The organism is Bacteroides difficilis, assembly GCF_048319815.1.
Lineage (GTDB): Bacteria > Bacteroidota > Bacteroidia > Bacteroidales > Bacteroidaceae > Bacteroides > Bacteroides zhangwenhongii.
In genome coordinates, this window is the sequence record NZ_CP182814.1 from 2332591 (window position 1) to 2350299 (window position 17709).

Annotated in this window: 8 protein-coding genes; 6 read left to right on the forward strand and 2 right to left on the reverse strand. The window is 41.3% G+C overall.

All coding sequences use genetic code 11. From position 1 onward, the window contains the following. Positions 1-16: 16 nt before the first annotated feature. The 4 genes from ACNOGP_RS08575 to ACNOGP_RS08590 are packed head-to-tail and all read left to right on the forward strand — an operon-like array spanning position 17 to position 8822. The gene (locus ACNOGP_RS08575) at positions 17-2032 is read left to right on the forward strand and encodes a RagB/SusD family nutrient uptake outer membrane protein (RefSeq protein WP_418214560.1); all 2016 of its coding nucleotides are present in this window, start codon (positions 17-19) and stop codon (positions 2030-2032) included. 37 nt (positions 2033-2069) lie between these two features. Continuing rightward, entirely contained in the window at positions 2070-4934 is a 2865-nt protein-coding gene (locus ACNOGP_RS08580; RefSeq protein ID WP_272720269.1) for a SusC/RagA family TonB-linked outer membrane protein, read from the forward strand. A gap of 21 nt (positions 4935-4955) precedes the next feature. Continuing rightward, entirely contained in the window at positions 4956-6686 is a 1731-nt protein-coding gene (locus ACNOGP_RS08585) for a RagB/SusD family nutrient uptake outer membrane protein (RefSeq protein WP_418214561.1), read from the forward strand. Between the two features lie 48 nt (positions 6687-6734). Next, complete coding sequence (locus ACNOGP_RS08590; protein WP_143864914.1) at positions 6735-8822, forward strand: hypothetical protein; 2088 nt, start codon at positions 6735-6737, stop codon at positions 8820-8822. Positions 8823-8880: 58 nt separating this feature from the next. Here the strand turns inward: ACNOGP_RS08590 and ACNOGP_RS08595 are convergent, their stop codons facing one another. Beyond that, positions 8881-10518, reverse strand: coding sequence for a rhamnogalacturonan acetylesterase (locus ACNOGP_RS08595; protein ID WP_418214562.1), 1638 nt, complete (start codon positions 10516-10518; stop codon positions 8881-8883). Positions 10519-10756: 238 nt separating this feature from the next. Here ACNOGP_RS08595 and ACNOGP_RS08600 point away from each other — a divergent pair, with 238 nt between their 5' ends. Together ACNOGP_RS08600 and ACNOGP_RS08605 are read left to right on the forward strand one after the other, a co-directional pair. Next, positions 10757-15091, forward strand: coding sequence for a two-component regulator propeller domain-containing protein (locus ACNOGP_RS08600; protein WP_418214563.1), 4335 nt, complete (start codon positions 10757-10759; stop codon positions 15089-15091). A 140-nt stretch (positions 15092-15231) separates the two neighbouring features. Further along, entirely contained in the window at positions 15232-16542 is a 1311-nt protein-coding gene (locus ACNOGP_RS08605; protein ID WP_418214564.1) for a glycoside hydrolase family 28 protein, read from the forward strand. Between the two features lie 141 nt (positions 16543-16683). Here the strand turns inward: ACNOGP_RS08605 and ACNOGP_RS08610 are convergent, their stop codons facing one another. Then, on the reverse strand, positions 16684-17640 hold the full coding sequence (locus ACNOGP_RS08610; RefSeq protein WP_418214565.1) for a polysaccharide deacetylase family protein: 957 nt from the start codon (positions 17638-17640) through the stop codon (positions 16684-16686). Positions 17641-17709 lie beyond the last annotated feature (69 nt).

Below are 17709 nucleotides of genomic sequence, written 5' to 3' on the forward strand. Positions count from 1 at the left end.
TTAAAGATTGATTATTATGAAACAAAAATATAAATGGTTTATCGGAGCAATGATAGCAGGAGTGCTTGGTATAGGAGCGACTTCTTGCGTAGACGAGATTAAATTCGGTAACAGCTTTCTCGAAAAAGCACCGGGTGGATCTGCTACTCAAGATACTATATTCAATAGTGTTACTTATACCCGGCAGTTTCTGAACACCTGTTATAGCCGCCAATATTATGGTTTACCTTACGTAAATTCCTCTGTTGACGACTTTCCGGATTCTTCTAATCCCTATACAGGAAAGTTTGATGCATTGACTGATTGTTGGCAACTTCACTATTCGGGAACTACAATTTATAACAGTTATTATAGTGGTACACATACTGCTAATTACGGTGTTCGTGGGGATATTTTCGGATATACTCGTGAAGGTGTTTGGCAGACTGTGCGGTGGTGCTGGTTACTGTTGGAAAACGTAGACAGAGTTCCTGGTATGGGAGAAGATGAAAAAGTGCAGATGAAAGCAGAAGCAAAATGCCTTATTGCTGCTCGCTATTTTGATATGTTCCGCCACTATGGCGGGTTACCGCTCATTTATTCATCGTTTACGGGAACAGAGACAAACTACCAATTACCGCGCGCCACGGTGGAAGAAACCGTGAACTATATGGATAAAATGCTGGAGGAGGCTATTGGCTCCGGTGGCCTGAAATGGTCGTATGAAGGAGCTGATTTTAATTCCGATGGTGGTCATTGGACATTAGCAGGGGCTATGGCATTGAGATGTAAGCTATGGCAGTTTGCTGCTTCTCCTTTGTTCAATGATACTCAAGGATATGCCGGTGGACGTAGTGAGGCGGAGCAACAACATTTGGTGTGGTATGGAGGTAAACGTCCCGATTTGTGGAATAAATGTCTTGAATATTGCAGGCAGTTTTTCAACGCCATAGAGGCAAATGGCTTCTATGAGTTGCGGAAAGCAACAGGTGACAATCCTACTCCTACTGAATATCGGTATGCTTACCGGATGGGATATATCCTTCTGGATAGTCCTGAGGTCTTGCATTCCGTACGTGTAGCGGGCTATGAACGTCCGGGTGGGTCCTCTACTTATATATGGCGTACTTGGTGTAATAATGGACGTAACTCTTATACTCCCACCCAAGAGTATGTTGAAATGTTTCCTTGGGCGGATGGAACACCTTTTGACTGGAATAAGGCGGATACAGAAGGTAAGTTGAACGATATGTTTTTGACTGGCGAGTTTGTTAATGGAGAAAATACTCTTTCCAATCTCATACTGACTCGTGATCCACGGTTATACGAATCTGTTATTGTGAACAATATACCTCGAAATTTGGGATGGTCTTCTCCTAAAATGAGTGATTACCCATGGGAATTGTGGGTGGGAGGTACAGATGCAAAGACGGCTCCTGCATTGGAAAATATGCGTTTTGCTACCGGATATGATAATATGAAATATTATTTGAGCGATAGTGATTATGAACGCCAGCCTATTCATTGGGTTTATCTTCGTTTGTCTGATCTCTTTTTGACGTATGCAGAGGCTTTATTACAAGCCGATAATAATTTCACAGATGCTCTTTATTGGGTGAATGAAGTACGTAAGCGCGTTGGTTTAGGTAAACTGGAAGATTGTCTCCCGAATAAGAATCTGACGAGTGATAAAGATGCTTTATTAGAGGAAATACTTCGCGAACGTGCTTGTGAATTAGGTATGGAAGACAGTCGATATTTTGACTTGATTCGTTACAAACGTGCAGATCGCTTTGAAAAGAAACTGCATGGCCTATTAATTTATCGCTTGGATGAGGCGGGTAACCGTATAGAGAAACCTTGGAGAGATGGAACAGATGCGTTTGGTAAAAATGCCATGCAGCCTACGAGATTCGAATATCAGAAATTTGAGTTGCATAACAGAGCACGTGTTTGGTGGACGCAGGGATTCGATCCGAAATGGTATCTGTCTCCGTTTCCTCAGAATGAAATCAACAAAGGATACGGTTTGATTCAAAATCCCGGCTGGTGATGAGAAACATGAGTAAAATTGATTTTAGAACAGTGATATGAAAAATAATAAAATGCTGGTACTGGCTCTGTTGGCATCTTTGGGTATGCCGATAGGAGCACAGAATATGGATAATAAAGGAAGAGTGTCTGGAGATTCCGTCACTGTAGATGTAGGGGCTAACCGGACGTTCAGTCGTCATGAATCGACTGCGGCAGTCTCTACCGTTTATAATGAAGAATTTGATAAAAGGGCGTCAAAGAATATCTCTAACTCTCTTTTCGGACAGGGACTAGGATTAACAGCCTTACAGAATGCGGGTAACTTTTCCAGTACGGAACCTACTTTTTACGTACGTGGTTTACAAAGCCTATCTAGCAGTTCACCGTTAGTTTTGGTAGACGGGTTGGAACGTGATATGAGCCTTGTGTCACCGGAAGAGGTAGAATCGGTCTCTATATTGAAAGATGCCGCTGCAGTGGCGTTATATGGTTATAAAGGTATTAATGGAGCTATTCTGATAACAACCAAACGGGGAAAATATCATTCGAGGGAAATAAAGTTTACTTACGATCATGTAATCAATTTCCAATCACGTCGTCCTGATTTTGTAAATGCGGCTACTTATGCTGAAGCTGTGAACGAGGCACGAGGTTACGAAGGATTAGACGTACGTTATACTCCTCTCGAAATTCATGCGTTCCGTTATGGAAGAGTGAAGGGACTAGGTGATCGTATCAATGTGCAATTGCCTTATTTTTATCCGAATGTGGATTGGATTGATGAAACATTTCGTGATATGGGAGTTTCTAATAAATATAATATTGAGTTTACAGGAGGTGGCAGTAAATTCCGTTACTATGCTATGTTGGGGTTGATGACAGACAAAGGGTTTGTTGCCAATACTAATATGAATGACGGTTATTCTACACAAGACAAATATTCTAGTGCTAACTTACGCACAAATTTAGATATTGACCTGACGAGTACTACCAAACTCAAATTAAATCTTCTCGGCTCATTGTCTGAATCAAGTCGTCCGGGAACCTCTAGTACGGATTTGTGGGATATGGTTTATTCGATTCCTTCCGCAGCCTTTCCTATACTATCAGATGATGGCTCGTGGGGAGGAAGTTCCACTTGGTCAGGTACGATGAATCCGGTGGCACAATCGCAAGGAGCAGCTTATAGTAAGGGACATACACGTAGCTTGTTGGCAGATCTGACTTTATCTCAAGATTTGTCCGGATTAGTGAAGGGGCTAGGTGTGAGTTTTCGTTTGGCTTATGACAACTACTCTTCCATCTGGGAAGATCATAGCAAGACGTATGCTTATAGGGGATATACACCTAGCTGGCAGGATTCAAGCGCCGGTGGTCCGTTGTACACAGTTGTTACAGGTGGAAAACCCAGTGAGATGGCAACCGGTGCCGATACAAACGATTGGGCACGTCAGTTCAATTTCTCCGGAGGTTTTGATTATAATCGTTCGTTCGGCAAACATGATGTTTATTCGCAGTTGAAATGGGAGTATGAATTTCGTGACACTTATGGAGTGAATACCAGTATATATCGTCAAAATGTATCGTGGTATACTCACTATGGCTTCAATAAGCGTTATTATGTAGATCTGGCATTGGTCGGATCGGCCTCAAATCTATTGGCTCCAGGACATAAATGGGCTTTCTCACCAACTGTTTCTGCAGCTTGGGTGCTTTCGGAAGAAGACTTTATGAAAGAGGTTTCTTGGGTTGATCTTTTAAAGTTACGTGCTTCGTTTGGTGTTATTAATGCTGATTATCTACCGAAAGACGGTGACAACTCAGTGTATAACTATTGGGAACAAATCTATACGACAACGGGTACACGCTATCTGTTTGATGTCGGTTATGGATCCAATTTTGGAACTACTTACATGAATCGGTTGGCTACAATAAATTCGACACATGAGAAAGCTTATAAATATAATGTGGGGGTGGATGCGACACTGTTCAAAGGATTGAATTTGACGGTAGAAGGATATTATCAACGTCGAAAAGATATTTGGGTGGACCCTAGCGGTCAATACTCAACAGTACTTGGTATGGATTCTCCTTATGAAAATGCTGGTATTGTGGATAGTTGGGGCACTGAGTTCGGTTTGGATTATACGAAGCGATGGGGTGACTGGACTGTTAATGCCGGAGGAAACTTTGCTTTTAACCGGAACGAGATTAAGGAACAGAGAGAAGAACCGCGTTTATATGATAATTTGAAACGGACAGGACACCGGTTGAATCAAGTATATGGCTTGGTAGCAGAAGGAATTTTCAGAGATGAGGCAGAGATCGCGAGTAGCCCGGTACAGAACTTCAGTACAGTAGTTCCCGGTGATATCAAATATAAGAATGTAAATGGAGATGAAGTGATTGATGCAAACGATGTGACCGCTATTGGATATAGTACGGCTGCTCCGGAAATTTATTATTCTTTCCATTTGGGAGCAGAATGGAAGGGGATTGGATTAGATGCTATGTTTCAGGGAACAGGAAACTATTCTGCCGTCTTGAATACAAAGAGTATGTTTTGGCCGTTGATTAACAATACATCACTTTCCACGCACTATTATGAAAATCGCTGGACTCCGGAGAACTTGAATGCAAAATATCCGCGTCTGAGTTCGCAGAGTAATGCCAATAATTATCAGACTAATACGATCTGGCTTGCCGACCGTTCATTCTTGAAATTGCGCAATGTGGAAGTTTATTATAAATTCCCTCAACGTCTGATGAAGCGGACAAAAATATTAGGTAGTGCCAAATTGTATGTACGGGGAGTAGATTTGCTCTGCTTTGACCATATTGACGTGGCGGATCCTGAATCTTACGGTGCGACGAATCCATTGACTAAGAGTGTGATAGTAGGTGTTAAGATAGGGTTTTAATTATTAAAAACGAGGTAAAGAATGAAACTGAATAATTTGATATATGGTATTCTGACCATCTTCGCTTTTTCTTCTTGTGCGGACCAGATGGAATATTCGGAATACAATCCTTATGATGCGGGTTATGTAAAGCGTACTTTTTATGATGTAGGAGGATTGGTATCTAACATTTACCAGTCGCTCGACTCTGATTTCGGAAATTATAGTGGTGCTATTCTTGGTTCTGCTACGGATGAATCACAATATTCCTATACAGGCAATGCTATTGAGACTTTTTACAATGGGGCATGGAGTCCGGTGAATGCGCAAAGCAGTATGTGGACTTCCTGTTATAAAGCAATTGCTAATTGTAACAATTATCTGGAGGAATTTACCGGACTGACATTCTCGGAGTATGAACAAATTTCTGACTATGAAGCTGAAATGTATCGCTATAATAACTATCAGTATGAAGTCCGTTTCCTACGGGCGTATTTCTACTTTAATTTGGTAAGACAATATGGGGATGTACCATTTACCGACCATGTATTGTCAACCACTGAGGTGAATACGCTAACACGTAAACCTGCCCAAGAGGTATTCGACTGGATTATTAAAGAATGTGACGAGATAAAAGATCTGATTATACCGGATTATAATAACCTGGGGGCTTTGGTACCTTCCGGTGAATCGGCGGAAACAGGGCGTGCCAACAAGCGTACTGTACTGGCGTTGAAAGCGCGTACGGCTCTGTATGCTGCAAGTCCGTTATTCAATTCTCACCAGGAAGGGAGTCAAGGGTACAAGGAGTTGTGGTATCGCGCGGCCAAGGCCAATAAGGAATTGATCGAGACTTGCGAAGATGCCGGTATGAGACTGATAGATGACTACGAGAATTTATGGGATGCAAAAAGTTATAGTATTGCAATCGATGAACTCATTTTCGGTTGTCGTGCCATACGTGCTACCAATTCTTTTGAGAAATATAATTTTCCTGTCGGACTGGAGAACTGTCGAGGTGGAAACTGCCCTACACAGACATTGGTGGATGCCTATGAGTTGAAGGACGGTGGTGAAAGACCTGATAAGAAAGCGGATTATGATAAAAATAAACCTTATTACGAAGGACGTGATCCTCGATTTGAGAAAACTATTGCTAAGAATGGTGATACAAAATGGCCGAATTGGAATGAAACTGCGTTGGAAACCTATCAGGGAGGTGCAAATGCGGAACCCCTGAGCGGAGGGACGCCTACAGGTTATTATTTGAAAAAATATTGCCAAACAAGTATTAATACTACGACAGCGAAACCTACGACGGATAATCATACATGGATTATATATCGTTTGGGTGAGTTCTACCTGAATTACGCAGAAGCGTTATTCAAATATTTAGGTACTGCTTATGCTACCAATAATGAGTTCCCTATTCCTGCCAATGAGATGGTGAGCAAAACTCGTCGGCGTACAAAGGTAAATATGCCTAAATTTCCCGCAGGTCTGGATAATAAGTTATGGTGGGAGAAATACCAAAATGAGCGTATGGTAGAGTTAGCATTCGAGGGACATCGTTTTTGGGATGTGCGCCGTTGGAAGGAAGGCGACAAACATTTCAGCAGTATTGATGAAATGAAAATATATAAGAGTGGGGATTCGTATTCATATAGGCGTGTTACTGTGAATAGACAATGGGATGATAAGATGTATTTCTTTCCTATTCCGCAAAGTGAGAAAGCAAAGAATCCTAATTTGACACAGAATCCGGGGTGGTAGAGGTTACCCCGGAATTGAAAAATGATTGTTTAATATTAAAAGCAGAATATGAAGAAGTTATTATATATACTAGGACTGTTTGGATTATTAACATTTGGAGCATGTTCGGATACTGAACCGATAGTGGATGAGGAACCGGATTTCAATAATAATATTGTGGAAGAACCATTGAAAGACCTGCCTACGGAGATTATTACGGGAAGCCGTGCAATGTGGGTGAGCTATGACCCTATGTCGGATACTAATGAACATAATGCAACAGGAATTTCTTCTGCGTTAGTTAGTTGGAGAATGTTATTGACAGATCCGGAAGATGTAGGTTTCGATATTTATAAGTCGGAGGATGGGGGCGAAGAAGTTAAGTTGAATGAAGAAGCGATAACGAAGACTACTTGTTGGGTGGATGAGAATATTGATCCCACAAAGACTAATTATTATCGGGTGACATTGGCCGGTCAAGAAGAAACATTATGCGACTATACGTATACTTCTGATATGGCAACAAAATTTTATCGGGAAATTGTGCTAAGAAGTGATGTACCTGATGCAGCATTGACGTATGCTCCTGATGATATACAATTGGGTGAATTGGATGGAGATGGAGAATTGGAAATTGTAGTCAAGAGAGAACCGTATGATGGAGCTAATCAAGGAGGATGGCACAATGGGACCACTCTTTTGGAGGCTTACAAAATGGATGGTACCTTTTTATGGCGTATAGATTTAGGACTAAACATTCGTTCCGGTTCACATTATACCTCTTATATCTTATATGATTTCGATGGAGATGGTTTGTGTGAAATTGCATTCCGTTCATCCGAAGGTACTAAATTCCCTAACGGAAGAATTATTACTGATGCCAATGGGTTCGTGAATGATTATCGTTTAAGAGATACGAACGGTGTGGGATGGTATTCCGGAAAAAGTTTGTATTCTACTGCCGGACTAGTGTTGGAAGGTCCTGAGTATATTTCTATCTGTCGTGGCTTTGACGGTTGTGAAATTACCCGAACTCCCAACATACCTCGTGGCCGTGAGGATGAGTCAAAAGTAGCACGTGCCCAATATTGGAATTCTTATTGGGGAGATGATTATGGAAATCGTATGGATCGTTTCTTTATCGGAGCAGCCTATCTGGATGGTATACCTGATGAGAAGACTGGTGTAAGAAAAAGCAATCCAAGCCTGATTATTTCTCGAGGTATTTATAAAAACTGGCAAGTATGGGCACTTGATTTGCAAAGTAACCAGTTAGTGAATCGTTGGAAATTTGATACTGCTGATCATAGCGAAAAATGGTTGGCAATGTGTTCGCACGCTTTCCGTGTTGCAGATTTGGATGGTGATGGAAAAGATGAGATACTGTATGGTTCGGCGGCGATTGATGATAATGGGAAAGAATTATGGTGTACCGGAAACGGACATGGTGACTGTCTGTATGTGGGTAAATTCATCCAAAATCGTAGCGGATTACAAATAGTTGCCAGCTTTGAAGAAGAGGATACTTATAGCGTGCAGGGGCTTGGATATGCTTGTCAAGTAATTGATGCGAGGGACGGCAGCCTGATAACCGGGCACGGAGCGGGTAAGAATGGTGATGTGGGACGTTGTATTGTTGGCGATGTAGATCCGGACAGTCCGGGATTTGAGTATTATTCATCTTTACAGTCCGGTATGTATAGTTGTAATGGTGGTGGAGTTGTTTCTACCAATTACCCGACAGGTATCGGTAGTGGTGTGATGTATAATGCTGCTATCTATTGGAGCGGGCAAGGAACACGGGAAATGTATGATCGTGCTTGTATTGTAAGTTATAAAGATAATCCGGATGTAAATAAAACGAATAAGAGCCGTTTAGTGTATTTTGGTCATTATGGTAGTAATGATGGAAATCATGGGACCAAATATAATCCTTGTTATTACGGAGATTTCTTGGGAGATTATCGTGAAGAGGTTATCTTAGGCTCTAGTGATTATCGTTCTATTTATATTTTCTCTACAAATCATCCGACTACTCACCGACTTCGCCATCTGATGACAGATCATAATTATGATATGTCTCAAGCTATGCAGAATATGGGGTATAACCAAGGTACTAACCTAGGATATTATGTAGGTGCGGAAACAATGAAATAAAACATAAAAATCCCTCGATATAACGTGGTTCTTACGTATATCGAGGGATTCTTATGTTTTATTTCTTCAAATAATCCTTCAACGGACAATTAACCATTTTCAATCCTTCCGCAATACTTTCGGCATTCATGTGTGCTCCTTTTAAAGAAGTATGCGTATGGTCGTGATTGTAATAAGCGGCTGTCTTTTCGATACCTTTTTTTTCCAGTTTGTCGGCACTGATTTTATTCAAATCAATAAAATAGGCTCCGGTAGCTTCTGCTGCTTCACGTGTCCATTTTCCAAAAGAATCGGTGTTGCGTTCTATCTTTCCGTCTTTCCATTTGTTGCGTGGAGTATGGCTCAATACGATAGGTATTGCTCCTTTTTCCTGAGCATCCATGATGAATTTGCGAAGATACCAGCCAAAAGTATATACTACCTGATATTTGCCGGTCTTTTCCATTAGAAAGACTTTACTTTCCTCTCCGGAACCACGTAGTTCTGCACGGGCTTTTCCTGTATTGATAGCTCCTGCATCGTTGTGTCCGAACTGAATGAGTACAAAATCACCGGGCTGCAAAGCTTCGTATACTTTATCCCAACGTCCCTCATCCAAGAAAGTGCGGGCACTACGTCCTGCCATAGCACAGTTCTCGACGGATATTTTGTCAAGGTTGAACTCATCGGCTATTACGCTGCCCCATCCCCACATGCCATTTTTGTCGTTATCTTTATTTTTCACCGTGCTGTCGCCGATGGTGAATAATACCGGTCGTCCTTTTTTCCGGCTGGAACCGGTCTTTGTGTCTTGCGAGACAGGCTTTAGGTAATTGGCAAGTTCCAGTCCCTCGTAGGCTCGTATACCGTCAGCGGCAGATTTGGCATTGACCTTTGCTCCGAATGCACTGGTATGAATACGGTCGATATAGAACATATACTTCACTTTGTTTTTACCGAACTTTTCAAATTTGCGGGCTGAAATGTCATTCAGATCAATAAAAGGTACGTTCTGTTCTTCTGCTATTTGCTTTGCCCATAGACCGAATGTTTTATTGACACGTTTGATGATAGTACTGTCTTTATCTTCATAGGCGTAACGTGGAGTAAGGGAGAACAAGATGGGATGTCCGCCTTTGGCTTTGACATCACGGATGAAACGACGCATATATTCTCCGTATGTATATACCGTTTCTTTCACTCCGGTTTCTTTGATTGTCACGTTCAGGCTGTCTGTGCCTACTCCCGGAATAGAGGCACGGGCACGGCCGCTGTCATAAGGGCCATTGTCGTTATGGCCAAGTTCTATGATAACCCAGTCTCCGGGGCGTACCCCTTTGATGACATCCGGCCAAAGACGGTTATAAAAAGTACGGCTGCTGGTTCCTCCCAATGCGTGATTCTCTACTGTGATCTTGTCCGGATCGAAGTAGTCGCCCGCATAAAATCCCCATCCCCATTGTCCGTTGTTTCCGTTTCCCAATGTACCTGTACGCATGGTGGAGTTACCGACTAGGAATAATACCGGATTATCGCCTTTCCGGCTGGAACCGGCTATCGGTCTGGCTGTACGTGCCTTGTTCAGACTATCCAACGTGTTGTCGATTACTTGATTGACATCTTTCATCGGAGCAGCCACTTTATTTTGTGCTTGCGCCTGCAAACTGCTTGTAACGGCTGTCAGCCAACATAAATAATAAAATAACTTGTTTCTCATGATTTATTTTTTATAGATAATTGGTGCAAAAGTACGATGTGTTCTTCTTCTTTTCAATATAAATTCATTCATATTTATTCAATATTGTGCATAGTACAGTCTGAATGAGGTTATATCACAATTTCTATATAATTACGTACAATATTCTATTTTAATAAAAAGCTATGGCCTGTACCTTTGTGTATTGTTTTTTTAGTACTTTTGCCTGTCTAATTCATTATTAATCTGAAAATCTATTATGATAAACAGACATATCTTATTCTTCATCTTATCTATTGGTCTTGTGCTGAACATTTACGGGGCGACTGAACTTCGCTCTACACAAATGAGAACAAGTGATGGTTTGCCCAACAATTCTATTCGCTATATATATCAGGATACTAAAGGATTCTTATGGCTGGCAACCTTGAATGGACTGAGCCGTTATGATGGTAATTCGTTTCTGACATTCCGCCCGCAAGCCGGAGATAAAGTATCGTTGTCTGATAACCGTATTTTTGACCTTACAGAAGACAAGGATGGCTTTCTATGGATTTCTACGACACCGGAATTGATCAGTTGCTATGACCTTCAGCGTGCACGTTTCGTTGATTATACAGGTTGCGGAGATTTGAGGCAGAACTATTCGACTATATTCGTAGCGGACAATGGTGATGTGTGGTTATGGCATTCCGGAAATGGTTGTCGGAGAATCGTTCATCAGGATAACGGAGAGATGACATCGACTGTGTTTAAAACAGAACGGGGCAATATGCCGGACAACAGAGTGCGGTTTGTCAGTGAGGATACAGATGGGCGGATATGGATTGGGACACAGAGCGGATTAGTATCCGTTTCTAACGGTCAATACAGGATTGAAGACCGGTTGGTTCATTTTGCTTTTTCTCAGCCCTATAAGAATGATATGTATTTTCTGACGGAAGAGGGAGATGTCTATTGCTATCAGGCTACTACGCAAAAGATGAAAAAATGTGCTTCTATTGCTTCTATTGCGGGAAAAACATCACCTACCGGGAATTTTCTGTTGAAGGACCAATGGGTGATCCTTACTACTACCGGAGTGTATACGTATGATTTCAGTACCGGAGAAATAGCTGCGGATTCCCGCCTGAATATCAAAAATGGCAAATTAACGATGGATAATCGTGGTGATTACTGGATTTTTAATCACACAGGGTGTCTTACCTATATCACAGCCGATAGTGGAAGAATAAAGGAATTCCGGTTGATTCCCCAAGATAAGTTGAGCTATATCGATTTTGAGCGTTATCATATTGTGCACGATTCGCGTGGCATTATCTGGATATCTACGTATGGTAATGGTCTCTTTGCCTATGATACGGCTGAGGATAAATTGGAACATTTTCTGGCCAATATAAACGATAAAAGTCATATCGCTTCAGATTTCCTGCTTTATGTGATGGAGGATCGTTCCGGTGGAATCTGGGTAAGTTCGGAGTATTCCGGGTTATCCCATATCTCTGTTCTGAACGAAGGTACTTCCCGTATTTATCCGGAATCTCCCGATTTGTTCGATCGTTCGAATACCATTCGTATGCTGACTAAGACATCCGACGGAGATATCTGGTTTGGTACGCGTAGGGGAGGACTGTATACCATTGACTCGGATTTCCATTCGAAGATGACAAATCAGTATTTTCATTCCAACATTTATGCCATTACTGAGGATAAAGAAGGGAAAATGTGGATGGGTACTCGTGGAAACGGATTAAAGATAGCGGATTCATGGTATGTCAATGATCCTTCGAATCCGACTACATTATCCGCTAATGATGTCTTTTCGATCTATCGTGACCGGAAAGACCGGATGTGGGTAGGTACTTTCGGGGGAGGACTTGATTTGGCTGAACCAACTGCGGACGGGGGATATAAATTCAGGCACTTTTTTCAGGAAAGGTTAGGCCTGCGGATGGTTCGTGTGATAGAAGAAGATGAGAACGGTATGGTTTGGGTGGGAACCAGCGAGGGAATATGCATTTTCCATCCGGACTCATTGATTGCCGATGCTGATAATTATCATTTGTTCAGCTACACGAACGGTAAATTCTGTAGTAATGAAATTAAATGTATCTATCGGGACGATGAGGGGCGTATGTGGATTGGTACGTCGGGGTCGGGATTGAATCTTTGTGAACCACAAGAAAACTATGATTTGCTGAAATATGAGAATTACGGAACAGACGAAGGGTTGGTAAACGATGTTATCCAATCCATTCTCGGAGATAAAAACGGTGACTTATGGGTGGCTACCGAGTATGGTATTTCGAAGTTTAATCCGGTTACTCATTCTTCTGATAATTATTATTTCTCTTCTTATACTTTAGGAAATGTATATAGTGAGAACAGTGCTTGTGTGGGAAAAGACGGCAAGTTGCTTTTTGGAACAAACTATGGAATGATTGTCATTGATCCGGAGAAGATACAAAACAGTGATTCTTTTTCTCCGGTTGTTTTCACTAATTTGTATGTGAATGGAATCCAGATGAATCCCGAAATGGAGGATTCGCCTTTGCAACAGTCACTGGCTTATTCGGATGAGATTTCTTTGAAATATTATCAAAGCTCCATTCTGATAGACTTCTCAACACTGGACTATTCGGATAGCGGACGTACGAAATATATGTATTGGCTGGAGAATTATGATAAAGGATGGAGTGCTCCGTCTTCTCTTAATTTCGCATCTTTTAAGTATCTCAATCCGGGAACCTATCTGTTGCATGTAAAATCTTGCAATGGCTCGGGAATATGGAATGAAAATGAGACTACTTTGAAGATTGTTGTGGTTCCTCCGTTCTGGAAGACTAATTGGGCGGTATTCGGTTATATTCTGGTATTGATTATAGCCTTGTATCTTGCCTTCCGTATTATCCATAATTTCAATAGCTTACGCAATCGTATCAATATAGAGAAGCAACTGACGGAATACAAGCTTGTGTTTTTTACAAATATATCTCATGAGTTCCGTACCCCTCTGACATTGATTCACGGGGCTTTGGAAAAGATACAGCGTGTGACTGATATTCCGCGTGAGTTGGTACATCCGTTAAAGACAATGGATAAGAGTACTCAACGTATGCTGCGCCTTATTAATCAGTTGCTTGAGTTCCGGAAAATGCAGAATAATAAACTGGCTCTTTCCCTTGAAGAGACGGATGTAATTGCTTTCCTCTACGAGATATTTCTGAGTTTCGGTGATGTGGCGGAACAAAAAGCGATGGATTTTCGATTCCAGCCTTCCGTCCCTTCTTACAAAATGTTTATTGATAAGGGTAACTTGGATAAGGTGACTTATAATTTGCTTTCGAACGCATTTAAATATACTCCTTCCAACGGCATTATTATCCTGTCTGTAAATGTGGATGAGGTGAAGAAGATTTTGCAAATTCAGGTTTCAGATACGGGAGTCGGTATTCCGAAAGAGAAGCAGAATGAGTTATTCAAACGTTTTATGCAAAGTAATTTCTCCGGTGACAGTATTGGAGTAGGTTTGCATTTGAGTCATGAACTGGTACAGGTGCATAAGGGGACTATTGAGTATAGAGATAACGAAGGTGGCGGTTCTGTGTTTACGGTGTGCATTCCGACAGATAAGACAGTTTATGAAGAGAAAGATTTTCTGGTTGCCGGTAATGTGCTGTTGCAAGAAGCGGATAGCTGGAATCACCATTCGGAACAATTGCCGGAAGAATTGCCCGAACAGGATAAAATGACGACTCCTTTGAATAAACGGAAAATCTTGATCATTGAGGATGATAATGATATCCGTCAATTCCTGCAGGAAGAGATTGGCATGTATTTTGAAGTGGAAGTGGCTGCCGATGGAATTTCCGGATTCGAAAAAGCGACTACGTATGATGCGGACTTGATAATCTGTGATGTGCTAATGCCGGGAATGACGGGGTTTGAATTGACAAAGAAGCTGAAAACGGATTTTGCAACCAGTCATATACCGATAATTTTGTTGACGGCATTGAATTCTGCGGAAAAACACTTGGAAGGTATTGAGGCCGGAGCCGATGCATACATTGCGAAACCTTTCAGCATCAAACTATTGTTGGCACGGGTATTCCGTTTGATAGAACAGCGTGATAAACTGAAAGAGAAATTCTCCAGTGAGAAGGGAGTGCGCACTACGATTTGTGCTACCGACCGGGATAAAGAGTTTGCCAAAAGGTTGGATATTGTGATGGAGCGTAATCTGTCCCGACCGGAGTTTTCTGTAGATGAGTTTGCACAATTTATGAAATTGGGGCGGACGGTATTTTATAGAAAACTACGTGGCTTGACAGGTTATTCCCCTAATGAATATCTACGTGTAGTACGTATGAAGAAAGCTGCCGAGCTATTATCGTCGGATGAACGGTTGACGGTTTCGGAAGTGGCTTATCGGGTAGGGATTAATAGTCCGTTCTATTTCAGTAAATGTTTTAAGGAGTATTTTGGTGTAGCGCCTTCTGTGTATCAGCGCGGAGTAGACGGAGATGCTGTATCGGAGGAAGAGCTACCGGAAGAGAAAACCGGTGAACAAAAAGAAAATAGACCGGAAAACTAATAGGAATGAACGATTTTATATGAATTATTAAAGAAGAATGTACAAAAGTGCATTCTTCTGTTATTTTAGTCCATTCCTATTTACGGTGGATGTGATAACTTTGCAATGTACAAGTTTAATCAAAAAAAGTAATATCGAAGATGAAATTGATCATTGCATTTATCACACTTTGCTGCTGCTTGCAGGTTTTGGGACAAGATAAGTTCCCTGATGGTAAACTGATTCCTGACTGGTTCAGGAATAATGAGAGCGTGAATATAAATTCGCTCGGTAAGCAGTATAGGATAACAGATTATGGGGTAGTTAATGACAGTACAAAACTACAAACCGAACAGATACAGAATGTGATTGACCGGGCGGCGGAGAATGGCGGGGGAGTTATTGTGATTCCTAAAGGGACTTTTCTAAGCGGTTCGCTTTTCTTTAAACCGAAGACGCATTTGTATCTTGAAGAAAATGCCGTATTGAAAGGAAGTGATGATGCGGGTGATTTCCGAATTCAGCTTACCCGCATGGAAGGACAAACGGTAAAGTATTATACAGCTTTGATTAATGCAGACGGCATTGACGGTTTTACTATCTCTGGAAAAGGTATGCTTAATGGTAATGGTTTCCGTTATTGGAAAGCGTTTTGGTTGCGTCGGGAGTGGAATCCGAACTGTACGAATATGGATGAGCAGCGTCCCCGTATCATTTATTTGTCTAATTGCAAGAATGTTCAGATAGAAGGAATCAGTATTGCCAATTCTCCGTTTTGGACTACTCATTACTATAAATGCAGTTACGTGAAACTATTGAATCTTCATATAACGTCTCCCCGCAAGCCGATGGAGGCCCCGAGTACGGACGCTGTTGATCTGGATGTCTGTAACAATGTGTTGATAAAGAATTGTTATATGTCAGTGTGCGATGATGCGGTGGCATTAAAGGGAGGCAAAGGTCCTTGGGCGGACAAAGATGTCAATAATGGCGGCAACTATGATATTGTTATTGAAGATTGCCGATATGGTTATTGTCACAGTGCTTTGACCTGCGGGAGCGAGTCAATACATAACCGCAATGTAATATTCCGTCGCAGTACGATGGATCAGGCACGTATTCTTCTGCATTTAAAGATGCGTCCCGATACTCCGCAGAAATACGAATATATTTTGGTGGAAGATATAAAAGGAAATGCCGGAGATTTTATCTATGTGGCGCCGTGGACTCAATTCTATAATTTAGGAGACCGGAAAGATATCCCTATCTCATATTCTAATAATATTACTATGCGTAATATAGATTTGGATTGTACTACTTTCTTCAATGTGAAAAAGTCTGACCAATATCGGTTGTCCGATTTTTGTTTTGAGGATCTGAATATCCGGGCGAAGAAAGGCCAGTTTGATAAGGATATTGTTGACCGTTTTGTAGTTAAGAATGTAAAGGTCAATTCGCAAGAGGTACGCTAACGGGGTGGATGGAAATTCAAAAGTAAAACGCTGATTAACGCAAATTATCGCAGAAATAATGTTATAAGTCGTTGATTAATAACTGAAATAATACGATAATTTGCGTTAATCCTGCGTTTTTTGTATCACCCTCCTTCTTGTTTATTTAAGATAAACTTTGATTGCTTCTCCGAAAGGATTAAAATCGAATATGAATTTATCGCCAATTTTATGAACTGCCAGTTTTGTCTTTCCTTGTCTGGCTGTCATCTTTCTGACATCTTCTTTTTGAATGACCATTGTAAGCGGTTCTGTGAAAATCTCTTTATCCAGATCCAGTTGCGGGGTTATGATGAGTCCTTTCTTTTGTTGGCGAATGTCCAGGCGCGTATGTTTCTGTTCTTCGGTATAAGCTGCTACTTCCCGGAAAGTACCTACCCAGATCTTATCTTCCATAGCTTTTACTTTGTCCCAATGATCCCATAAACGTTGTGGATTCGGGAAGGCATCGTAACCATACGTCAACCCATGTGTCATACCCACTCCCCAATCATTTGTAGCAATTAATGTCGCCACCCATTTTTCCAAGTCTCGTGGAGTGGATTTTCTTCCTATGGAACGTTGTTTGGTCCTTGTTCCTACCCGGTTCTGTACGGCAATTCGTTTGCCTTCTTCTTTTTTGTTATTATTGGGATAAAAGAAAGTACGGGGCATGACGCCGGTATTGGCTAATATGGCACTATCATTCTTTACTATATCTTCCCGGATTTCCTCTAAGGGAAAACGAGAGAAATTCTTATGTGCCCATCCGTGATTTGTGATTTCATGACCTTTGTCGGACATTTCTTTTAACTGTGTCCAGGTCACTCGCGTGGTATCTGTGATGTGTTTGTTGTCTTTGTTGACTTTGACGCCATTCACACAGAAAGTTCCCCGAAATCCCCGTTTCTCCAGTTGGGGAGCAGCCAATGTATATTGTTCTGCCAATCCGTCATCAAAGGTATAACTGATGGCACAAGCTTTGTCTCCTTTATATCGGGCGACGTAAATGCTATCTGAACTGAAAGCATAGTTGGAAAAGAGTCCTAAAGTAAAAAGGTAAAAAAGAAATTTCTTCATGATATTTGAGTTTATTATATTAACTATGCAAAAGTAGGGAATATGATTTAGCATTTCTATGGATATATG